The sequence below is a fragment of the Nocardia albiluteola genome (genome assembly GCF_018860155.1).
Classification (GTDB): Bacteria; Actinomycetota; Actinomycetes; order Mycobacteriales; family Mycobacteriaceae; genus Nocardia; species Nocardia albiluteola.
On record NZ_JAHKNI010000007.1, the window covers coordinates 245,951 to 265,533 of the forward strand.

At 67.4% G+C, this 19,583-nt stretch carries 22 protein-coding genes and 3 pseudogenes; 13 read left to right on the forward strand and 12 right to left on the reverse strand.

From position 1 onward, the window contains the following. The first annotated feature begins 23 nt into the window (after window positions 1-23). Window positions 24-959 carry a hypothetical protein gene (locus tag KO481_RS22030; RefSeq protein WP_215919260.1) on the forward strand — a complete coding sequence of 312 codons (936 nt, stop codon included), beginning with the start codon at window positions 24-26 and terminating at the stop codon, window positions 957-959. Window positions 960-1,035: 76 nt separating this feature from the next. On the opposite strand, the gene KO481_RS22035 is transcribed toward KO481_RS22030, so the two are convergent. Further along, window positions 1,036-1,299 carry a hypothetical protein gene (locus tag KO481_RS22035; RefSeq protein ID WP_215919262.1) on the reverse strand — a complete coding sequence of 88 codons (264 nt, stop codon included), beginning with the start codon at window positions 1,297-1,299 and terminating at the stop codon, window positions 1,036-1,038. Window positions 1,300-1,513: 214 nt separating this feature from the next. Then, window positions 1,514-1,702, reverse strand: a complete 189-nt coding sequence (locus KO481_RS22040) for a hypothetical protein (protein WP_215919264.1) — start codon at window positions 1,700-1,702, stop codon at window positions 1,514-1,516. Window positions 1,703-1,879: 177 nt separating this feature from the next. Between KO481_RS22040 and KO481_RS22045 the strand changes: the two genes are divergently transcribed. Further along, window positions 1,880-2,353 (forward strand): alpha/beta fold hydrolase, encoded by a 474-nt coding sequence (locus KO481_RS22045; protein WP_215919265.1) that lies wholly within the window; start codon window positions 1,880-1,882, stop codon window positions 2,351-2,353. A 216-nt stretch (window positions 2,354-2,569) separates the two neighbouring features. Beyond that, a complete protein-coding gene (locus KO481_RS22050; RefSeq protein WP_215919266.1) occupies window positions 2,570-2,914 on the forward strand; it encodes a TraB/GumN family protein in 345 nt (114 codons plus the stop codon). 400 nt (window positions 2,915-3,314) lie between these two features. Here the strand turns inward: KO481_RS22050 and KO481_RS22055 are convergent, their stop codons facing one another. The 4 genes from KO481_RS22055 to KO481_RS22070 all read right to left on the reverse strand — a co-directional run bounded on the left by KO481_RS22055 (window position 3,315) and on the right by KO481_RS22070 (window position 5,862). Beyond that, window positions 3,315-4,133 (reverse strand): class I SAM-dependent methyltransferase, encoded by an 819-nt coding sequence (locus KO481_RS22055; RefSeq protein WP_215919267.1) that lies wholly within the window; start codon window positions 4,131-4,133, stop codon window positions 3,315-3,317. An 8-nt stretch (window positions 4,134-4,141) separates the two neighbouring features. Continuing rightward, on the reverse strand, window positions 4,142-4,600 hold the full coding sequence (locus KO481_RS22060) for a GbsR/MarR family transcriptional regulator (protein ID WP_215919268.1): 459 nt from the start codon (window positions 4,598-4,600) through the stop codon (window positions 4,142-4,144). A 32-nt stretch (window positions 4,601-4,632) separates the two neighbouring features. Further along, window positions 4,633-5,568 (reverse strand): alpha/beta hydrolase, encoded by a 936-nt coding sequence (locus KO481_RS22065; RefSeq protein WP_215919269.1) that lies wholly within the window; start codon window positions 5,566-5,568, stop codon window positions 4,633-4,635. Window positions 5,569-5,670: 102 nt separating this feature from the next. Beyond that, window positions 5,671-5,862, reverse strand: coding sequence for a hypothetical protein (locus KO481_RS22070; protein WP_215919270.1), 192 nt, complete (start codon window positions 5,860-5,862; stop codon window positions 5,671-5,673). Window positions 5,863-6,043: 181 nt separating this feature from the next. Here KO481_RS22070 and KO481_RS22075 point away from each other — a divergent pair, with 181 nt between their 5' ends. Together KO481_RS22075 and KO481_RS22080 are read left to right on the forward strand one after the other, a co-directional pair. Continuing rightward, window positions 6,044-6,214: a hypothetical protein gene (locus KO481_RS22075; protein ID WP_215919272.1), complete on the forward strand. Its 171-nt coding sequence runs from the start codon at window positions 6,044-6,046 to the stop codon at window positions 6,212-6,214. Between the two features lie 77 nt (window positions 6,215-6,291). Then, window positions 6,292-7,002, forward strand: a complete 711-nt coding sequence (locus tag KO481_RS22080; protein WP_215919274.1) for a PIG-L deacetylase family protein — start codon at window positions 6,292-6,294, stop codon at window positions 7,000-7,002. 13 nt (window positions 7,003-7,015) lie between these two features. Here KO481_RS22080 and KO481_RS22085 read toward each other — a convergent pair whose 3' ends face one another. After that, entirely contained in the window at window positions 7,016-7,573 is a 558-nt protein-coding gene (locus tag KO481_RS22085; RefSeq protein WP_215919279.1) for an HD domain-containing protein, read from the reverse strand. A 19-nt stretch (window positions 7,574-7,592) separates the two neighbouring features. Beyond that, complete coding sequence (locus tag KO481_RS22090) at window positions 7,593-8,063, reverse strand: cupin domain-containing protein (protein ID WP_215919281.1); 471 nt, start codon at window positions 8,061-8,063, stop codon at window positions 7,593-7,595. Window positions 8,064-8,274: 211 nt separating this feature from the next. On the opposite strand from KO481_RS22090, the gene KO481_RS22095 reads away from it, so the two are divergent. Together KO481_RS22095 and KO481_RS22100 are read left to right on the forward strand one after the other, a co-directional pair. Next, window positions 8,275-9,432, forward strand: coding sequence for a glycosyltransferase (locus KO481_RS22095; protein ID WP_215919283.1), 1,158 nt, complete (start codon window positions 8,275-8,277; stop codon window positions 9,430-9,432). 49 nt (window positions 9,433-9,481) lie between these two features. Next, on the forward strand, window positions 9,482-9,676 hold the full coding sequence (locus tag KO481_RS22100; RefSeq protein ID WP_215919285.1) for a DUF3046 domain-containing protein: 195 nt from the start codon (window positions 9,482-9,484) through the stop codon (window positions 9,674-9,676). 15 nt (window positions 9,677-9,691) lie between these two features. Here the strand turns inward: KO481_RS22100 and KO481_RS22105 are convergent. After that, window positions 9,692-9,877, reverse strand: a pseudogene (locus KO481_RS22105) (CGNR zinc finger domain-containing protein); the annotation flags it as partial. On the opposite strand from KO481_RS22105, the pseudogene KO481_RS22110 reads away from it, so the two are divergent. From KO481_RS22110 to recX, 6 genes and pseudogenes are all read left to right on the forward strand, one after another. Further along, window positions 9,877-10,197: pseudogene (locus tag KO481_RS22110) on the forward strand (pyridoxamine 5'-phosphate oxidase family protein); the annotation flags it as partial. The pseudogenes KO481_RS22105 and KO481_RS22110 sit on opposite strands and share 1 nt — an antisense overlap. Before the next feature lie 240 nt (window positions 10,198-10,437). Continuing rightward, the gene (locus KO481_RS22115; protein WP_215919287.1) at window positions 10,438-11,340 is read left to right on the forward strand and encodes an SAM-dependent methyltransferase; all 903 of its coding nucleotides are present in this window, start codon (window positions 10,438-10,440) and stop codon (window positions 11,338-11,340) included. Window positions 11,341-11,423: 83 nt separating this feature from the next. Next, window positions 11,424-12,359, forward strand: coding sequence for a hypothetical protein (locus KO481_RS22120; RefSeq protein WP_215919288.1), 936 nt, complete (start codon window positions 11,424-11,426; stop codon window positions 12,357-12,359). Window positions 12,360-12,468: 109 nt separating this feature from the next. After that, window positions 12,469-13,503 carry an Lrp/AsnC family transcriptional regulator gene (locus tag KO481_RS22125; RefSeq protein WP_215919289.1) on the forward strand — a complete coding sequence of 345 codons (1,035 nt, stop codon included), beginning with the start codon at window positions 12,469-12,471 and terminating at the stop codon, window positions 13,501-13,503. A gap of 142 nt (window positions 13,504-13,645) precedes the next feature. Further along, window positions 13,646-14,689, forward strand: coding sequence for a recombinase RecA (recA, locus tag KO481_RS22130; protein ID WP_215919290.1), 1,044 nt, complete (start codon window positions 13,646-13,648; stop codon window positions 14,687-14,689). Between the two features lie 607 nt (window positions 14,690-15,296). Further along, a pseudogene (recX, locus tag KO481_RS43200) lies at window positions 15,297-15,911 on the forward strand (recombination regulator RecX); the annotation flags it as partial. A gap of 307 nt (window positions 15,912-16,218) precedes the next feature. Here recX and KO481_RS22140 read toward each other — a convergent pair. From KO481_RS22140 to bla, 3 genes are all read right to left on the reverse strand, one after another. Then, the gene (locus tag KO481_RS22140; protein ID WP_215919291.1) at window positions 16,219-17,394 is read right to left on the reverse strand and encodes an erythromycin esterase family protein; all 1,176 of its coding nucleotides are present in this window, start codon (window positions 17,392-17,394) and stop codon (window positions 16,219-16,221) included. 47 nt (window positions 17,395-17,441) lie between these two features. Continuing rightward, the gene (locus KO481_RS22145; RefSeq protein WP_245401293.1) at window positions 17,442-18,425 is read right to left on the reverse strand and encodes an MBL fold metallo-hydrolase; all 984 of its coding nucleotides are present in this window, start codon (window positions 18,423-18,425) and stop codon (window positions 17,442-17,444) included. A 118-nt stretch (window positions 18,426-18,543) separates the two neighbouring features. After that, window positions 18,544-19,416, reverse strand: a complete 873-nt coding sequence (bla, locus tag KO481_RS22150; RefSeq protein WP_372452102.1) for a class A beta-lactamase — start codon at window positions 19,414-19,416, stop codon at window positions 18,544-18,546. Window positions 19,417-19,583: the final 167 nt, after the last annotated feature.

The following is a 19,583-nucleotide window of genomic DNA, read 5'->3' on the forward strand; positions in this document are numbered from 1 at the left end:
CCGGAGGGGGAGAGGACGACAGTATGAGCGCCGATCGATCCTGGGATACCGTCACCGCCGCGCTCGATCGCGCGTGCGGCCCCGGCAGGCCCAGCGGTGAATGGATTCGCTACCTGTGTCCTGTGCACGAGGGCGACGGGCGTTCTCATCACCCCTCGCTGGGGGTGGCCTACAACCGGCGAAAGGGCAAGACCGTCGTCCGCTGCTTCGCCGGTTGCGTCGACGAGGCGGTGCTGGCCCGCCTCGGCCTGCGGGTTCGCGACCTCTTCGATCGCCCGCTCGATCGTGAAATATCCGGTCGTGCAACGGGTTCTGTCGATCGCGCCGCGGAGCCGGCACTGGCCGACCGGGCCATCCTGGCCGCCGGACTGCCGCTGGACCGGCATCGGCCCGAGCTGGGCCGCGTCACCGGGCGGGCCCGCACGATCGCGACCTACATCTACCGATGGCCGGACGGTAGCCCGGAGGGTCGCGTAACCCGTCGGCACACGCCCCGCGAGCGCGGTCACGACAAGCATTTCTGGCAGGAGCATATGACCGAGACCGGCTGGCGGCGTGGGGGATTCGCCGCCATCCCGTTTCAGCTGCCCGATATCGTGCCGGCGGTCGCGGCCGGTGCGGACATCCACCTCTGCGAGGGGGAACGGGATGCCCGCACCGCCCGTCGCGCGGGCCTGTTCGCCACCACCAACGCCGGCGGCGCGCTGAGCTGGCATCACGCCCACGCGGCCTGGCTGCGCGGCGCCCGTCGCGTATGGATCATCGCCGATCGCGACGCACCCGGCTATCGCCGAGCCGTCAGGGTCGCGGGCACCCTCGCCGGGACCGTGGGCCAGATCCGGATCGTGCAGGCCCGGGACGGAAAGGACCTCACCGACCACGTCAACGCGGGTCATCAGGTCGAGGAGCTGGATCCGGTGCCGCTGTTGGACGCGTACTACGCGGGGCAATGCCGGTGACCGGATGAAGTCGACCCCGGCCTTCGAAAAGGCCGGGGTCGCGTGCGTTATGGGTTGAGCTTGTCGCCGGGGCGGATCACCACGTGTGGCAGCGCCCGTCGGGGCGGCCCCACTGATCGTGCTGATCGTTGTGCCAGTTGCCGTGGCGGTCGCAGCGCCAGTCGTCGTTGTGCGGATTGCGCCAGCCGGGGTTGTTGTATCCGCCCCAGTCGGGCGACTCGTTCGACTGCTGATGCGCCGGCATGGGAGCCTCCGCGAGGGCCGAGCCCACGGCGGGCGCGACCAGCAGAGCGCCCGCGGCGGTCGCCACGAACAATGTACCGAAGAGCTTTGTTTTCACAACTGCTCCCTTTCTCTTGCGTTGATGACCTGTGGATCGAAACCAGTGCAGAACGGGCGGGCAGAAAGCATCCAGATTCAGCCGCGCCCACAGGCTATCGTCGCAAATCGCCATTCACCGTAAAAATGTCAATGCCAACGGTCGCGGGGCGATTCGCCGATCGAAAAACCTCGCAAATGCACCTGCTGTATCGGCGTTCAGGCGATCGGGCGTGCTAGAAGGTTATGCCACCTTGAATGTCGCGTGCCTGCACGGCATTCCCGGACGCGGTGCCGGTGATCTCGTTGGTGGTGTCTCCATGACTTCCGGCGGCGGAAATTTTGACCCACTCGTTGCGTAGACGTGCCGCGAACGCCGGGTCGACCTGTTCGGCGTGCCGGAGGATCTCGGCCAGCCGCAGCACCGGAGGCGAGCCCGATGGGGCGCCCGTCGCTGCTTCGAGCGCCGCGGTCTGCTCCGTGTTGCCCGCGAATTTGGCGCGTACTGCATCGTAGAAGCTCGACCGTATCGCGCGTCGAATTCACCGCGTCCTCCGTGCTGGGATTCATTGCTGCGGCGCAACATCATCGGCCACCGAACGATGATTTCGGGCACCTATATTCTCTCCGGCTCGCTGCTGTTGATCTCGGCGGCCCTGTTCTATTCCGGCGTCCCGAACGCGGTCACTCGGACGATCTGCTGGTGCGTCATCTTCTTCGTCGCTTCGACCGGCGCCAGGTCCGCGTACCTGACGGTCAGCGAGATCTTCCCGCTGGAAGTCCGCGCGAAGAGCTTCGCGCAGATGCGTCGTGAAGCGGCTGCGCGAGCCGACGCCGTCGTGGAATTTCGCCGCCAACCTCCGGCACCGCCGAAATGCCCGGTGGTTCTGCTTTCCGCCGGCCGAGTTCCAAGAGGTGCCGGTAAGCATTTGACCGACATCCAGGAACACCAGCGCCAGTATGTCGACTCGCTCGAGAATGCGCGCTTCGAGACCGTGGACTCGATGCACATAATCCAGGCCGAGCAGCCCGAACTGGTGTCAGCCCGGATCCGGGAATTCCTACCGGCGAGCTGAACCGCTCACGACCGCGGACGCTGCCATACCCGGCCTTCATCAGCTTCGCGCTCGTGCCGCTACTCGAGCGGTCCGCTGCGCCCGTCATCTTCGACGCGAACAACGGGGTGGCGTCACTGAACCGGGCCAGTGGGTGATTGGGAAAGGTCACGAATATCGTGGGGTCGCTTATCTCGCATTTCGGGACCTATCGGGTCAGGTTGCGCAGCGGTTTCCGTGGGCCTGGCGGCGCGCGGCGCAGCGAGGTCCTCGAGTGAACGAGGGCAACTCTTCACGGATATGGAAGCACCCGAACCGGGCAGCCTCGACGCTCTCATGGCCGCCAGCCACGACGGCCTGTTCGCGACCGACCTCCGACGCCTGTCCCCCTCCGACGCAGCCATTGCCGGCACCGTGACACGGCAGCGTTACGGCACGTACTACTCGGACCTGAGCCCATTGGACGCCTACGATGCCATCGTCCACATCCCCCGTGTCACTGCGGCTGACCCCGATGTCGACGCGTTGACTCATGCGCCCCGCGAGGTACGGGATGTGTTCTCTCGGTGGAAGTCTCGGTAACACCCGAGGGTTGTCGGCAAGGGCGGGGTCACCTCACCGATAGCCGCATCCTGTCCGAGGCTCATGCTCGATCAACCGGTGCATCAGAACTGCCGCCACGCGACCAGGCGCGGTCCGGAAGACTCCTGCCTGGTCGGCGAAGATCACCGCGTCAGATCGAAGATTCGCGGTCGCCGGTGAGTTGCGATGCTGCTCATCCTCGACGTTGGTGGGTTCGGTGGTCTAGTGCACTAGAACCCCTGAATCAGGGGTGAAAATGGTGCGCAATCGGGGACTCGAACCCCGAACCCGCTGATTTCGAGGTTGCAGATCACGCGGGGAGACAATAAACGAAATACTCACCGCGGCTGACGATCTCGAAGATCCGAACGCAGTAGCGATAAGGCCGGATTGTTTGGGGTCAGAACTGGTAGCGCAGGATGCGTGCGCCCTGACGGGACAGGGCCGTGCTGTGGGCCATGGCGCGGGTGAGGGCGCGCAGGGGTTGCGGCCAGTCGGCGATCTCCGGTGCGCGGGTGAGGAAGTCCTCGTCGACCAGAGTGAGACCGGTGCTCCAGGTCTCCGGTATGCGCGGATCGTCGAACCCGGCGGCGGCCTTGATACCGAGGGCCTTGATGGTGGGGTGGTATTTCATCGCCCATGCCGCGAAGCGGGTGTAGCCGTTGAGGGCGATCTCCCCGGTCGTGAAATGTGTTGTGAGAGTGTGGGTCACGAGCTGGAACGAATCGCCGGGTAGGAAGGGGATCAGTCCCTCGGCGACGATCATAGCGGGCCGGTCGTGCGGTATGTCCGCCAGCCAGTCGGTGTCGGTGATATTTGCCCCGATCAGATGTGAAGGCTCGGGGAGAAATTGCGGTCGCAGATCCACTACCTCGGGGAAATCGACGTCATACCAATCGATTCCGGCGGACGGTTGGCACCGGATCATCCGGGGATCCAACCCACATCCCAGGTCGAGCACCACCGCGTTGGGATGCGCGGCGGTGAACGACCGCACGGCGTCGTCCAACATTTTGGAGCGCAGCGCTGTTTCGTAGGTCAGGCTGTCCTTGATCTTCAACTTGCTGAAGTCGTAGTCGATCTGGTCCGCGATTTCCGCGGAGCGGGTGTCGCCGAGCATCGGCACAGGCAGCTTGCTGTCGAGGGCCTTGGCCCACAGTGTGATCAGCAGGGTTTCCTCGAGCTGATTCAGAGTCAGACGGGTATGTTGCGTAGTCACGAGATACCTCACGTTTTCATGGGATGCTCCGCGGAAAGGTCGCGGAGCCAGGTCAATGCCTGCTGGGCGGCGCGAATACGCTCGGTGCGCGCGCGATTTCCAGGGGCGAAGAGGGCGAGGCCGGCGTCAGCAATATCGCCGAACGCGCCGAGGCCGGCGATCTTGCGCTGGATCACCTTCTGCCAGGCATCGTCTTCGATGCGGTAGTAGGCAGTGCGATCACCCGGGATGCGCACCTTGCGGACCAGGCCGATAGTGGCGAGCAACCGCATATTCGAGGTCAGCGACGCCCGGCTGGCCTGGATGGCGTCGGCGACCTGCCCCGCCGACTGCTCGGGCGGGTCGCAGATCATGAGCAGTCCGAGAATGCGCCCGGTGATCGGCGTGAGCCCCCACTCGTCGACGCAGAAGGTAGTCACTTGCTCCACCCACTGCATGATGTCGTCCTGTTGGTGCTCGCTTGGCATCGGTGCGCCTCCTCGGCTACTGGTCGGTGGGATCACTCAATCATGGCGGCCACTGACTCCCGAGTCGGCGGTGCGGTGATGGTCGCGAGCCGCGTCTTGCGCAGGTAGAGGTCGAACCAGTCGATGGCCAGCGCCATCGATTCCTCGAGTCCGGGACCCATGTAGAGGCCGAGGACGTCGTAGGGCAGTACCACCAGGCGCTTCGGCTCGCCCGCCTTGGCGAACGCGCTCTGTCCCTCCTCCAGCATGTGGTAGGGGTCCCAGCCGCCATTGGCGATCATCAGCAGCGGGGTGGGTGCCAGCAGGTGAATGAGGTTCTCGGGGGCGAAGGTCAGCAGATGCTCGTGCGAGTCGAGTGTCTTCTCGTTGCGATAGGTCGGGAACATCTCGGCCGCCAGATCCGGGGTGTCACGCACGCTGTCGTAGTCGAGTTCCAGATGCGGAATCCGCGCGCTCGCGCCGCCCTCGTACCGCCTCTGCCAGTCCTCGTCCAGTTGATCGCGCAGCGTCCGCACACCGGCCCGACTACTCAACCGCTCCAGGTACCGCCAACCGTTCCAGGCGCTGGGGCTCTGCACCACAACGCATTTCGCGCGCCGATCCAGCACTGCGGCTTGCACCGCCACCGAACCGCCGACGCTGACGCCCCACAGTCCGATGCGCTCTGCATCGATCTCGGACCGCCCTTGCAGGTAGGAGATCGCACTGCGGAAATCCTCCACCTGTCGTTCGGGATAGTCCTGCCCGCGCGGCTCGCCGTCGCTGGACCCGACGGTGCGGTAGTCGATGGCCAGTACCGCGAACCCGGCCCCAACGAAGTAGGGCGCGAAAACCGCGAGGGCTTCCTTGACCATCACACCGCTGTGTCCGAGCACCAGGCCGGGGACCGGCCCGTCGGCCTCGGGCAGATACAGGTCAGCGGCACACCGGGTGCCCAGGCTGTTGAACGTCACATGCTCAGGTGTCATGCCCATTCCTCCGCAGTCGATGTTGCTAGTCATTTCAGCGTTGACTGAAATTACTAGCAGGATAGCACGAGGGAGAGGGGCGGTCCGGGTTTGTGAAAGGGGTTACATGTCAGGCGGATTCGCTGGCCACAGGGCCGTCGGGAAGATGTCGACGATTTCATCGCGGACGCTGATGCTCATGGCGTCGACCTCGAGGACCACCGCACCGCCGGGTGAGGGCCGGCGGGCGCGGCAGGTGTTGAGCAGGAGACTGGCGTCGGCCACGGCGTCGGTACCGATGTCAGAACTCCGCATGTCTGCGACGGAGGCGCACCTGCGCTCGGGACGGCACGGCTCACATCCCCTCCGGAACAACCCTGATTTTTCCCTGATATCGACGCTGACCTGGTGATATTCCGGCGGGGAGTCGGCAGTATGGATGGTGTCGGATCACGCAGACGAAAGGTTCGACGGAAACCTTCGGGAGGAATGGAACATGTTCTGGAAGATCCTGGGCGTCGTCGCGCTTGTGTGGCTGGCGTTGATCGTGGTCGGCGCGCTGGTCAAGGCGCTGTTCCCGATCCTGATGATCAGTGCCGTGGTGTTCGGGCTGTACCTGCTGTACAAGGCGGTGTCGGGCTCGAAGTCCACGGTCGACAAGATGTAGACGTCGTGCACGCTGGGGCCGCCCGGGCCGAAGGTGCCGGGCGGCCCCTTGTCGTCTCCGATGCTTGAATAGGTGACATGGAGCAGGTACCCGAGGACTGGCAGCGCGGGCTCGTGATCGTCGCCCACCCGGACGATATCGAGTATGGGGCTGCGGCCGCGGTGGCCCGCTGGACGGGGCAGGGCAAGCACATCCGCTATGTGCTGGCCAGCAGCGGGGAGGCCGGGATCGCTGGGCTACCGCCCAATCAGGCCGGGCCGCTGCGGGAGGCGGAAGAGATCGCCGCCGCCAAGGCCGTGGGTGTGGACGAGGTGGAGTTCCTCGGATATCCGGACGGGCGGATCGAGGAGAGCCTGGCGCTGCGCCGCGATCTGGCCCGGGCGATTCGCCAGCATCGTCCGGATATGGTGGTCCTGTTCAATTTCGGCGGCACATGGCAGCCGGGATACCTCAACAGCGCCGACCACCGTGCGGTCGGCCGGGCCGCGCTGGACGCGATTGCCGATGCCGCCAACGAGTGGATCTTCCCCGAACTGGGGGGCCTGCCCATCTGGTCGGCCAGGTGGGCGGCGGTCGCAGGACCGGTCGTCACGCACGCCGTCGATGTCACCGATTCCTTCGATGCCGCCCTGGAATCGATTGCGGCGCATGGGCGTTATCTCGCGGCCCTGAGCTCGGATCCGATGGCCGAACAGGCCAGGGCGATCGTCGAGCGGGCCACCGAGCCCGTCGAGGGGTTCGCCGCGGCCCGCGCGGTCGGATTCGAGCTGTTCTATTTCGGCGGCTGAGCGAGCCGGATTGCTACCGCCGAGCCGCCCGGGCGACGCGCTCGACGACCGGGCGCCAGGATTCCAGCGCCCCCACCGCAAGGCCCACGACCTTGCCCGCATCGTCGGCACGGCGCAGGGTGAGCGCGGCGGCGAAGTCCGGATCGGCCTCGAAGGCGGCCGCCTCGGCGGCGCTCATCGGTCCGCCCTGTGTCACCAGGGTGCGCAGGCTCGAGGCCGAAAGGCTCGCCGCGTGCCTCGAATCAGTCGCCGCCAGATAGCGTTTCGCGACGACGTGCAGTTCGACCAGCCGGGCCACGCGCGCGCCGAGCAGCTCGCGGACCGCCGCGGCGCCGTGTCGGCCGTGGCCCGCGTCGTCGCCGGGCACCAGGGCATGGCCGATATCGTGCACCAGGCCCGCGACCTGCAGCTCCTCATCGCGGGGACGGTCGCGGCGCAGCAGTTCGGCGCACTGGCGGTCGTGATCGAGGATGTCGACCGGATCGCCGCTGCGGTCGGGCATGTCCCAGGCATCCTCGCAGTCGGCGAGCAGGGACATCAGCTCGTCCACGGTGGTGAGCGGGGCGATCATGCGGTGCGTGCGTCCGGGATCACGGCGCGGGATGATGCGGATCGACCCACGGCACGGTCTCGGGTTCGCCCTCCACCTCGTCGATATCGAGGTTGACCACCACGGGTTCCTGGTCGTTGCGGATCACCACGCACCGCAACGTCGCGTCGTCCTGCGCGTTGATCTCCTGATGCGGGACGAATGGCGGTACGTAGATGAAGTCGCCGGGCCCGGCCTCGGCGAGATATTCCAGGCGCTCGCCCCACCGCATCCGGGCCCGGCCCGCGACCACGTAGATGACACTCTCCAGCGGACCGTGATGGTGCGCGCCGGTGGCGGCGCCGGGCTCGATCGCCACGGTGCCGGCCCAGATCCGTGCCGCGCCCGTCATCGCCCGGCTGACCGCGGCCTCGCGGTGCATGCCCGGGGTCTGCGCGGTATTGGGGTCGAGTTGGTCACCGGGCACCACGCGGACGCCGTGCTCGCGCCAATCTTTCGGGTCGTCGGCCATGACATCCTCCTCGCTGGCTGATTTGCCATGCTAACCAATCGCCTCCGGTAATGCCTGGTACTGGTGCCGCTCGGAGCGTGCGATATCGCTGTGGCAGGGAGATCGCTGGGGCAGGGCCCGACATGGCGCCGGCGCAAGAGGATAGGGTGGCCCGCCGTCGAACGGCCGGACGGGAGCGATGACGCAGGCCCCGATATGGCAGTCTGTGCCCATGCGAGTGGCGGTGGTGGCAGGGCCGGATCCGGGACATGCGTTTCCGGCGATCGCGCTGTGCCTGCGGTTGCTGGGCGCGGGGGACGAGCCGGTGCTGTTCACGAGTCCGCGATGGTTCGACGCGGCGCGCGCGGCCGGGATCGGGGTGCGCCGGCTTCGGGGACTCGCGCCCCGGCCACAGGACGACGACGGCGATGCGGGACAGCGCATTCACGAGCGTGCCGCGCACATCTCCACCGAGATCCTGCCGGAGCTGGGCGCCATGCTGCCGGAGTTGGTGATCTCCGATGTGCTGACCGCGGGCGGCGGCATGGCGGCCGAACGGCTCGGGGTGCCGTGGCTGGAGTTGTCGCCGCATCCGTTGTATCTCCCATCGAAGGCGTTGCCGCCCATCGGAAGTGGGCTCGCACCCGGGGAGGGATTTCGCGGCCGTACGCGAGATGCGGTGCTGCGCGGCATGACCGCGCGCGCGATCACCCGCGGGGACCGGCAGCGCGGCGCGGCGCGCACGAGTGTCGGTCTGCCCGAGGCGGATCCGGGCCCCACGGCCCGGCTGATCGCTACCCTGCCCGCCCTCGAGATGCCGCGACCCGACTGGCCGGAGCGCACACACGTGGTCGGTCCGCTGCTCTGGGAGCCGACCGCCGAGGTCCTGCCGCTCCCGCCGGGCGAGGATCCGCTGGTGGTGGTCGCACCGTCGACCGCGCAGACCGGTGTCGGGGGAATGGCGCGGTCGGTCCTCGACGCACTCGACGGAGCCGGTGTGCGCGTGGCGATTTCGATGCTCGACGCCCCGCCGCAGGAGTTGCCGCCGTGGGCCGTCGCGGGTTTGGGCCGCCAGGACGAGCTGCTGCGGCGGGCCGCGGTCGTCGTCGGAGGCGGCGGGCACGGGCTGCTGGCCAAGTCGCTGCTCGCCGGGGTGCCGATCGTTACCGTGCCCGGCGGCGGCGATCAGTGGGAGCTGGCGAATCGTGCCGCCCGCCAGGGGAGTTCGATCGTGGTCCGGCCCTTCACCGCCGAGTCGGTGCGCGACGCGGTGCGGCGGATGCTGGACGAGCCGTCGTTCTCGCGGGCCGCCGCGACCGCCGCGGCGACGGTGGAGCAGGTCGAGGACCCGGTCGAGATCTGCCATCGGGTGGCGGCCGGAGCCGAGTGAGCCGCGTGCGCTACGACGTCGGCATCCGGTGCGCTGTACTCTCGGAACAGTGCGATTGACGGAATTTCAGGAAATGTTGCACACCCAGTTCGGGGTGTCCCGGGGCGATGTCCTGCTGTCCGATCACGTGCTGCCGTCGATGGGTGGGCGCACCGGCTCCCAGGCCATCGAGGACGGCGTCGATCCGCGCGATGTCTGGCGCGCGCTGTGCGCCGAGTTCGATGTGCCGCGCGGCCGCTGGTGATCGACCGCTGACAGCTCAGGATTTTCTGGCGTAGTGCCGGGCCGCCTTGGCCTGGTTGCCGCACGTGGCCATCGAATGCCAGCGGCGGGTGCCGTTCTTCGAGGTGTCGTGGAAGTACAGGACGCAGCGCGGGTGGGCGCACTGCTTGATGCGGCCGGGGGAGTCCGCCAGCAGCCGCAGTAGGTCGTCCGCGGCCAGCCAAGGGCGGCAACCCCGGCTTCCTGCAGGTGCTGTCGGACGACGTGCTGCGCTGGCCGGACTACCGCGGCAACTCGATGTTCATGACACTGGGCAATATCGCGTCGGATCCGCGCTGCGGGCTCCTGATCCTGGACTGGGAAACTGGAGCGCTGCTGCAGGTCACCGGAACAGCCGAAATAAATTGGGACGAACGGACTTTCGCGACCGATGCGCAGTGCTCGATCGATTTCGCCGTCGACGAGGTGGTCGAGATCGCGCACGCGATTCCGTTGCGCTGGGGACCGTCGGAGCTCTCGCCGGCGAATCCGATGCTCGGATGACGGGTTCCCGCCGCTCCGCGCACCTGTGAGCTGACGCCGGAATCCGCTGTGCCGCAACCACACCCGCGGACCTACCGAGGTCGTCCGATCGTCGCCCCGGTGGTCACGGCGTGCGGCATATGCTGCGCTGAGCCACGTACGACGGCGGAAATCATGCGAAATACGCGATCCTGTGGAGGAATGTGGCACGACGGCGCTGCCGACTGCCCATCGGGGCCACCGCTCGCTAGCGTGATCGGCATGCGTAGCGATACGGACAACTGGGATATCACCACCAGCGTCGGCTCCACGGCGTTGTTCGTGGCGGCGGCTCGTGCGCTGGTCGCCCGCGAGCCCGACCCCCTGGCCAGTGATCCGCTGGCCGATGTATTTCTGCGGGCCGTGGGCGGGGAGTGGGCGGAACTGATCGACGGCGATCCTGAACTCACCCGCGACCATCCGCTGCGGTCGGCGGATTTCGGCGTGGCCTTCCGTGCCCATCAGGCCGCTCGCACCCGGTATTTCGACGACTACCTGCGGGCCGCCCGCGATAGCGGGATCCGGCAGGTCGTGATCGTGGCCGCCGGGCTGGACTCGCGCTCCTACCGGTTGTCCTGCCTCGCGGGCGCCGTCGTCTACGAACTCGATCGCGCCGCGGTACTGGACTTCAAGCGCGAGGCGTTGGCCGCCGCGGGATACCGGCCGATCGCCGATCGCCGCGAGGTCGCGGTGGATCTGCGCGAGGACTGGCTCACCGCCCTGCGGCACAGTGGGTTCGACCCGGATGCGCCCACGGCATGGCTGGTAGAGGGTCTGGTCATCTACCTGACCCCGGCCGACCAGGATCAGCTGTTCCAGACGCTCGAATCGGCCAGCGCCCCGGGCAGCCGCGCCTCGATCGAGCAGATGACGCCACTGCCGCGGGAGTCCTACGAGGAACTCGTCGCGCAGGAGGCGAGCACGGACGACGTTACCTACAACGACTGGGCCAGGATGATCTACAACGACCCGAGATCGGATGCCGCACAGTGGTTCTCCGAGCGCGGGTGGACCGCCGACCGCACCGAGCTCACCGACTACCTGCGGGCCGCGGGTCGCGCGGTGCCCGAGAACGGGGCGCACGTTTCGGCCCTGGTCAACATGGTCACCGTCACGCGCCGGTAACCCGGCGCAGCCATCGAACCGCCGCGCATCTCCCGGAAATAGAGGACTATGGAGCCACGGATCCGATGGGGAGGTGCGCGCCAATGGAAATCGCGCGGATTGCCGAGGCTTTCGAGGGGCTGGAGCGAGTTCGGGTCACGGTGGGGGCCGGCCGGGTAGCCGTTCATCTACCGGCCCTGGACGATACGGTGAATATCGACCCCGCTCGGGTGTTGAGGTATAGGCATATCCGAGCGCCGTACGGGGGCCCGGCGGTGGAATTCGTGATGAGTGGCGAGCGGCAGGGTGTATCGCCGTTGATCTTCACTTCCGATGATGTCGTCTATCCGCCTGCCCCGGCCGATGCGGTGCTGGATTCGCCCATCGGGTTCACGATCACCGATGCGCCGCCCATGGTGGCGTATACGGAGATGGAACGGATATCCGAGGGGGTGGCGTCGGAATGCGCCCGTCCCGGCCTGATCGAGCTCGGAGGCGTCAGTGCTCGTCTGCTGCTCGTGCGGTGTTTCATCGTCGCGGCCACACGGCTCGGCCTGCGACCGATACGTAGTGTGGCGTGGTGGCAGCGGGCCTGGGATGCACTCGGCGGCGACGTCTTGCTGCCTCCGTTTCGGGACGATCCTGTCTGGGACGCACTGGTACAACAGGCATCCCGTATCGCCGTGACTCCGGGGAGCCGGAGTGAGGACGAGTTGGAGGCGCCCGTCGAGCTCGCGAACTTTCGTGCACTGGAGCCGATGCTCACTGCGGTGAGGCTCGATGATGAGTTTGTATCATGTTGGCGGGCAACGATCCCGATCTCACCAGCGCAATTCGTGCGGGTCCTGCTGGATCGGATCGACGCGGGCCGGGTGGCGGTGGCGCTGTACCCGGGTGGGGGCGGAAGCGTGGATCTCACACTGAGCGCGGGGGTTCCTCGGCGTTATTGCAGTTCAGCTGATCTGATAAGGATGATCTTCATCTCGATGAGGTTCGTATCGACGACGCGCTGGCGCATGGGGGGTTGTTTCAGAAGATGATATTCAATACCAGGCGTTTTGCCGTGCTGACGGGGTTCAAGACATATCCCAACCACGGATTTCGAGGCCGACGGTAGCAGCGTGCCCCGCCGAGCCTACCGTGATCGTTGTGTCTGTCGACGAGACATATGAATCGTCCGTGATGGATCTGCTCGACAAGCAGATCGTGCACGGCCTGGTCACCGATCCGCGCATCCCGTTCGCGACGCTGGGGGTGGTCCTGGGCGTCTCCGAGCAGACCGTCGCGCGGCGCTACCGGTCGTTGGTGGCGCGCGGCATCATTCGCATCAGCGGTCTGGTGAACGCCGTGCCGCTGGGCGGTACGCGCTGGCTCCTGCGGCTGCGGTCCACCCCGGACAAGGCGCTGCGGCTGGCCGAATCGCTGAGCCGGTTGCCCGATGTCAGCTGGGTGACGCTGCTCTCGACGGGGTCCGAGGTGACCTGCGTGAGCCGGACGCGCTCGACGGAGCAGCGAGATGCGTTGCTGCTCACTGTGCTTCCGCGTGCTCCCCAGGTCGTCGGGATCAACGCCTACGAGATCATGCACCGGTTCCCGTTGATGGAGGAGTGGCCGAAGTTCGGGCGCCTGCTCACCTCGGATCAGCTGGCGCGGCTGGGTCCACCGCGGCGGGTGATCGATCGGTCCGCCGCCGAGCCGCCGGACCTCACGGCCCCGGACGAGGCGATGCTCGCGCTGCTGGCCCGCGACGGCCGGGCGCCCTACGCCCGGATCGCTGCCGCGACCGGCTGGAGTTCCACCAGGGTCGCGCGGCGCATGGCCGAGCTGGTGGCGGCCGGTGTGCTGTATTTCGATCTGGATTTCGCGCAGGAGAAGATGGGGTACGCGGTGCGGGGCTGGTTGTGGCTGCGGGTGCGCCCGGCCGCGCTGGACGCGGTGGGGCGGGCGATCGCCGCGCATCCCGAGGTGGGATATGTGGCGGCCGCCACCGGTGCGACGAACCTGATGGTCTCGCTCGCCTGCCGCGATATCGGGCATCTGTACCGGTACATCACCGAGCGCCTGGGCCCGCTCGAGGGCATCACGGATGTGGAGGTCACCCCGGCGCTGCGGGTGTTCAAGCAGGCTCAGGCGCTGATGAGCGCCGACCGCATCGCGCCGGTGGCGATGCCGGGCGGCAGATAGGCGATCGTTTCGCGCGGTGTGCTGGCGCGTCGCTTGCATCGAACATCTGTTCGTCTAAGCTGGCCGTCAGAACTTGTCGGTGCCGCCCTCTACTGTGGGCGCTAACCACATAAGGACCCACCCGCGAGAAGGGGAACAGACGATGGCACCACAGGCCTACGACCGCGATAAGGCGCTCGAGCTCGCCCTGGCGCAGGTTGAGAAGAGCTTCGGCAAGGGCGCGGTGATGCGCCTCGGTGAGGAGGCGCGCCAGCCCATCTCGGTCATCCCCACGGGGTCGATCGCGCTGGACGTCGCCCTGGGGCTGGGCGGTTTGCCGCGCGGGCGCATCGTCGAGATCTACGGTCCGGAATCCTCCGGTAAGACCACGCTCGCCATGCACGCGATCGCCAATGCGCAGGCCAGCGGCGGCGTCGCGGCCATGATCGACGCCGAGCACGCCATGGATCCGGATTACGCCCGCAAGCTGGGTGTCGATACCGATGCACTGCTGGTGTCCCAGCCCGACACCGGTGAGCAGGCGCTCGAAATCGCCGACATGCTGGTGCGCTCCGGCGCGCTGGACATCATCGTCATCGACTCGGTGGCCGCGCTGGTACCCCGCGCCGAGATCGAGGGCGAGATGGGCGACAGCCATGTCGGCCTGCAGGCCCGCCTGATGAGCCAGGCCCTGCGAAAGATGACCAGCGCCCTGAACAACTCGGGCACTACCGCCATCTTCATCAACCAGTTGCGCGAGAAGATCGGCGTGATGTTCGGCTCTCCCGAGACCACCACCGGTGGTAAGGCGCTGAAGTTCTACGCCTCGGTGCGCCTGGATATCCGGCGCATCGAGACCCTGAAGGACGGCACCGACGCGGTGGGTAACCGCACCCGCGTCAAGGTCGTCAAGAACAAGGTTGCGCCGCCGTTCAAGCAGGCCGAGTTCGACATTCTCTACGGTGTGGGCATCTCCAAGGAGGGCTCGATCATCGATATGGGTGTCGAGCACGGATTCATCCGCAAGTCCGGCTCCTGGTACACCTACGAGGGCGATCAGCTCGGCCAGGGCAAGGAGAATGCGCGCAAGTTCCTGCTCGAGAACACCGACGTGCGCGACGAGATCGAGAAGAAGATCAAGGAAAAGCTCGGCATCGGTGCGGATGTCACCGCAGACGCGGGTGCCGAGGCGCCCGTCGACTTCTGAATCGATGCCGGACCGGGAAACGCCGGGGTCCGGGTCGTCTCGGGCCCCTGGCGTGACTCGGCTCGAGGCGGTGGAGCGGCTGCGCCAGCAGATCGAGCAGGTGGAATCGGGAGGACGGTCGCGGGCGGACGACCCCGCCGACCACTCCGGATCGGCTCGGCCGCACCGCCGTTCGGGGCGCGGGAAGCGTCCCGCACCAGGGGAGAACGAAGCACCCACCGGCCTCTGGAGATCCGATGGTGGGGCGATCGCGCCGGACTCCGGCGAGGAGCTCCGGGGCGATCATCCTCGCGACGAGGAATGTGCTCGCGATGATGCCGATGAGTTCGTCCGGACTCGTGCCGAACCGGTATTCGGGAATCGTCCCGGTGCAACGGATCCTGTCGGCCGCCCGGCGCGAGGGGGCCGGGCACATCGGCCCTCGCCCGGTGGCGCGGGGCCACGCGGCGATACTGCCGAGCGGTCGGAGGAAGGGCCGTTCGGCAGTAACGCGGTTGCGGCCGAGCGCTCCGCTGGTCGAGGAACACGGGGCGATATCGTTGACGTGCCAACATCGGATCGGCAGCTCTCTCGAAGAACCGAGGGTGAAGCAGGCCGCGTCGGAGGATTGACCCCCGATGATGAGTCGGCGGAGTCCGAGCGGCGTACCCGGCGCGGATCGCGGCGGAACGGTGCAGAGGCGGGCCGCGGATCGCGGCGGAGCGGCGCGGATGCCGGGCACAGGTCGCGTCGGAACGGTTCGGACACCGGGCGCGAGCCGCAGGGCGGGACGGAGGCGCAGGCAAAGGACGTGTGCCTGCGGTTACTGACCGACCGAGCCCGCAGCCGGGCCGAGCTCGCGGACAAGCTGGCGGCCAAGGGATATACACCCGAGATCGCCGGGCGAGCGCTGGATCGGCTCGCCGAGGTCGGACTGATCGACGACGCGGCATTCGCCGAACAATGGGTGCACTCCCGGCACACATATTCGGGCAAGGGAAAGAAGGTGCTCGCGCAGGAACTGCGCCGCAAGGGCATCGCACCCGAGGACTCCGCACCGGCACTCGAGGCCATCAGCGGCGATGACGAACGGACCCGCGCCGCGGATCTGGTCCGTCAGAAACTACGCACCCTGCCCCGAGATCTCGACCGCGACAAGGCAACCCGTCGCCTGGTCGGCATGCTCGCCCGCCGCGGCTACGACCCGTCCACCGCCTTCGCCGTGGTGTCCTCGGAGCTCGCGCCCGCAGATTTTCCCGACCCGCCCCGCCGGGAAGCGCCCGATCCCGCGAGATCCGGCCCCAGATCTGATCCGGAGGGGCCCGTTGACGATTCCGCCGCGGAGCTGGTCCGTCGCAAGCTCCGCGGCATGCCACCAGATCTGGCCCGCGACAAGAAAATCAGCCGCCTGGTAGGTGTGCTGGCCCGTCGCGGTTATCCGTCCTCTCAGGCATACGTCTTCGTCAAGGCGGAACTGGCCGCAAGCGAGGATTAGCCGGACCCTGGCGTCGGCGTGCGGTTCCGGTCAACACCAAAGTCGGGATCGCGGTTCATGGGAGCCAGTGGACCGGGGTGACCTCGCGGAAGTGGATCAGGATGTCGAACGCGCCGGACAGTGAGCCGACGGTGATCCGTCCGGCCGCGTCGCTTGCCGGGGTGTAGACGCCGCTGATGGTGCGCAGTGCGGCCGGGCGAGGCACCGGAGTGGTGCGAAGGTCCATCCAGAGGGCCGGCAGGGCGGATTCACCCAGGGCCGCATCGACGAGATCCGGTGCCGGGGCGGGAACTTCGGCAACGCCGAGGTTGCCATGGTGGAAGCCGATCGCGACCGAGGCGTAGGCGGGGCCGAAGTGTTCGCGCAGCACGCTGCCGATGCTGACATTGTCGCCGTCACCGGCGGTCAGGCCGAAATCCGGTCCGCTCGCGGACGTGTGGGCGATTCCATCCCACAGGACCGTGCGCAGGTCGGTACGGCGGTGATGCTCGATGATCGTCTCGGCCCAGACGGCGTCGTCCCCGACGAAGCTGCCTCGTCCCGCGACGCTGTTTTCATGGAACTCGACGATCAGCCGCATGCGGTCCCGCGCGTCCGCGGGGATGGTGGGCAGCGCGTCCAGGAGTGCCGCGGCGTCGTGCGCGTGGTCGGCGAATCGGCGTCCCGGATGCGTCCCGTTCGCTCGCTGCACATGCTCGTCGAGGGTATGGGCGGTGCGGATGACGTCGAGATGCGAACTCAGCTCGGGCAGCCGGTCCGATGCGTGGGTCCGGACGGCCGCGGCGACCGCGTCGTAATCGTCCGGCCCGGCCTGTGCCGGTTTGATGCCGATGATCCGGACCGGATCCTGGGCGTGGTCGCGGTTGAAATCGCGAATCCATTCCAGTGCGGCCGCCATCTCGGCCGTGCGCCACGGCCGCCACGCGGCACCGAGCACGGCCGCGGCCGAGCCCTCGCCGGTCAGCACGAACTGGTCCATGGCCGCACCGATGGTGCTGCTGTCCTGCAGGGCGAGTGTGCGAAATCCATGGTGCTGCACCAGAATTCGGAACAGCGCTGCCCGCGCGGCGAAGGTTTCCTGAGCGAAGCGGGTCGATTCCCCGATCCCGACCACGCTCGCCGCGGACAGAGACAGCGCGATGTGATCGAGTGCGGCATCGTCGAGTGGCCGCGGAGCCGGGTAGTCGCCGAGGGTGGCCGGATGCGCGGACGAATCGGTCGTGACGTTCATGCCGCCAACTCTCACACCTGAAGTTAACTTTAGGTCAAGCGGCGGCGTCACGCCGGAAATGTGCCCAGATGCTCCAGTGCGACGAACTGGCTCCCCGGCGCGGCCTCGGCCACCGCTCGGCGCAACGATTCCAGGCCGCCGGTCTCTTTCGCGGGCCGGGTCAGTGGCACGTCGAAATCGTCCCAGTGCGTCGGCAGGATGTAGTGCGGATTTCCAGTGGCGCGCAGGAGGCGTGCAACGTAATCGTGCACCTTCGTGCCGCCGACCGGCAGCATCAGTACGTCCGGACGCAGGCCCGTCAACTCGGATTCGATGTAGTTCGAACCGCCGAGGTTCAGCGCCGATCCGCCGGGAGTGTCCACCTGATAGGCCAGCGTCCCGCCTTCGACCAGATCGCGGATCGTCTGTGGGCGCGGCGGTGGTGCCGCGGGGCGCGTGCCCGGGAACGGGACCTGAGCCCGGGGGCCGACCTGCGAATGCAGCGAGCGCATGACCCGGATCTGGTAGCCGTCGCCCTCGAGGTATTCGCCGCCGCTGGCCACCGACAGCTGACTCTCCGGCGCGCCGAGCGCCAGCAACAGATTCAGATGGGATTCGGTGCCGATCACGGTCGCCCCGGTGCGATGCGCGAGATAGGGGACGTCGGTGATGTGGTCGAAATGTCCATGGGTGACCAGGATGTGGTCCGCGCGCAGGTCGCCGCTGTCCACGTAGCGGTCGATCAGCGCCGTGTCCACCGACAGCGGCGTGTTCGGATCGTAACCCGCCGGGGTGTAGGTGCCAGTTTTGAATCGCGTCAGCCACGGGTCTATCAGCACCGATTTCTCGCCCATCGGGGAGGAAATTCGGAGCTGCCAGCCATTGTTGCCCCACCAGCGCAGTGTGATTCCGGTGAGCTTCCGTGGCGATTGCGACACGGGATGTGTCCCCTCGCTTGCGGTTCCGCATGCTGCGCCGCCCGCGACCACCGCCATTCCGGCCCCGATGCCGAACAGACCACGACGGGTCAGCGCCGAATCTTGCGTATTCATGTGATCCTCGAATCGATCTAGATTGTGAGTTGACCGACCACACCCGATCCGCCGCGGTGTGACTCGCGAATCATGGCGAGCTGGTCCAGCCGCGACGCCATCCGCGCTGAATTGTGGTTCAGCCCAACGCCTTCAGGGCATCGGCCGTAGCCTGGGCGATGAGCGCGTTGTCGTAGGTGTCGTCGCGGTGGTCGCGGGTGGACATCACGGTCAGCACGATCGGGGCGCGACCGGGCGGCCAGATCACCGCGATGTCATTGCGGGTGCCGTACTTTCCGTTGCCGGTCTTGTCGCCGACCGTCCAGCCCGCCGGCACACCTGCCCGGATGAGATCCGCGCCGGTGGTGTTCTCGCGCAGGAGCGTCGTCAGCAGGGCTCGATTGTCCGCGGGCAGCGTGGTGCCCAGCACATAGGTGCGCAGGTCGGTCGCGAAGGCGCGGGGCGTGCTGGTGTCACGGGTATCGCCCGGTGTCGCCTCGTTCAGGTCGGGCTCGAGCCGGTCGCTGCTGGTGACCTGATCGCCGATCGCCCGCAGGTCCTTTTGCAGCGCCTTGGGACCGCCCAGGACGCCGGACAGGAGGTTCGCGGCAGTGTTGTCGCTGTAGCGAACCGCGGCGTCGAGGAGTTCGCGGATCGTCATCCCTTCGGCCACATGCTGTTTCGTGACCGGCGCGTAGGCAAGGATGTCTGCGGTGGTGTAGGTGATGCGGCGATCGAGCTCGTCCGGTCCCGCGGTGGTGAGCACTGCGCCCGCGGTCATCGCCTTGGCGGTCGAGCAGAACGGAAACCGCTCGTCGGCGCGGTACTCGACGGTGTGACCAGAACCGGTGTCCAGGGCGAAAACGCCCAGCCGCGCCCCGAATCGCGTTTCGAGTCCAGCGAATTGGTCGCGCACCGCCTGGCCGTCGACCGGTGTTGTCTCCGGAGCTGGCGTGGTACGCGTGGATGTCGCCGGATGCCCCGCAGCGCAGGCGGTCAACGGCGCGAGCATCGTCGCCGCGATGAGAGCCACAGCGCTCCGGCGGATTCCGGAGCCGTATCTCCGGGAGCGTTCGCTGCGGCGTTTGGCGCGAATGGAGTCGAACCTCATTGTCGCCTTCCGATGAGTGGTGCGACCGCCGGAGCGGCGGCTGCGGACGAGCCTCCCATTCGGGAGCG

Coding starts and splice junctions, on each gene's coding strand:
- KO481_RS22030 (WP_215919260.1), top strand. CDS start 24: ATGAGCGCCGATCGATCCTGGGATACCGTCACCGCCGCGCTCGATCGC.
- KO481_RS22045 (WP_215919265.1), top strand. CDS start 1,880: ATGATTTCGGGCACCTATATTCTCTCCGGCTCGCTGCTGTTGATCTCG.
- KO481_RS22060 (WP_215919268.1), bottom strand. CDS start 4,600: ATGCCAAGCGAGCACCAACAGGACGACATCATGCAGTGGGTGGAGCAA.
- KO481_RS22065 (WP_215919269.1), bottom strand. CDS start 5,568: ATGACACCTGAGCATGTGACGTTCAACAGCCTGGGCACCCGGTGTGCC.
- KO481_RS22070 (WP_215919270.1), bottom strand. CDS start 5,862: ATGCGGAGTTCTGACATCGGTACCGACGCCGTGGCCGACGCCAGTCTC.
- KO481_RS22075 (WP_215919272.1), top strand. CDS start 6,044: ATGTTCTGGAAGATCCTGGGCGTCGTCGCGCTTGTGTGGCTGGCGTTG.
- KO481_RS22080 (WP_215919274.1), top strand. CDS start 6,292: ATGGAGCAGGTACCCGAGGACTGGCAGCGCGGGCTCGTGATCGTCGCC.
- KO481_RS22085 (WP_215919279.1), bottom strand. CDS start 7,573: ATGATCGCCCCGCTCACCACCGTGGACGAGCTGATGTCCCTGCTCGCC.
- KO481_RS22090 (WP_215919281.1), bottom strand. CDS start 8,063: ATGGCCGACGACCCGAAAGATTGGCGCGAGCACGGCGTCCGCGTGGTG.
- KO481_RS22095 (WP_215919283.1), top strand. CDS start 8,275: ATGCGAGTGGCGGTGGTGGCAGGGCCGGATCCGGGACATGCGTTTCCG.
- KO481_RS22115 (WP_215919287.1), top strand. CDS start 10,438: ATGCGTAGCGATACGGACAACTGGGATATCACCACCAGCGTCGGCTCC.
- KO481_RS22120 (WP_215919288.1), top strand. CDS start 11,424: ATGGAAATCGCGCGGATTGCCGAGGCTTTCGAGGGGCTGGAGCGAGTT.
- recA (WP_215919290.1), top strand. CDS start 13,646: ATGGCACCACAGGCCTACGACCGCGATAAGGCGCTCGAGCTCGCCCTG.
- KO481_RS22140 (WP_215919291.1), bottom strand. CDS start 17,394: ATGAACGTCACGACCGATTCGTCCGCGCATCCGGCCACCCTCGGCGAC.
- KO481_RS22145 (WP_245401293.1), bottom strand. CDS start 18,425: ATGAATACGCAAGATTCGGCGCTGACCCGTCGTGGTCTGTTCGGCATC.
- bla (WP_372452102.1), bottom strand. CDS start 19,416: ATGCTCGCGCCGTTGACCGCCTGCGCTGCGGGGCATCCGGCGACATCC.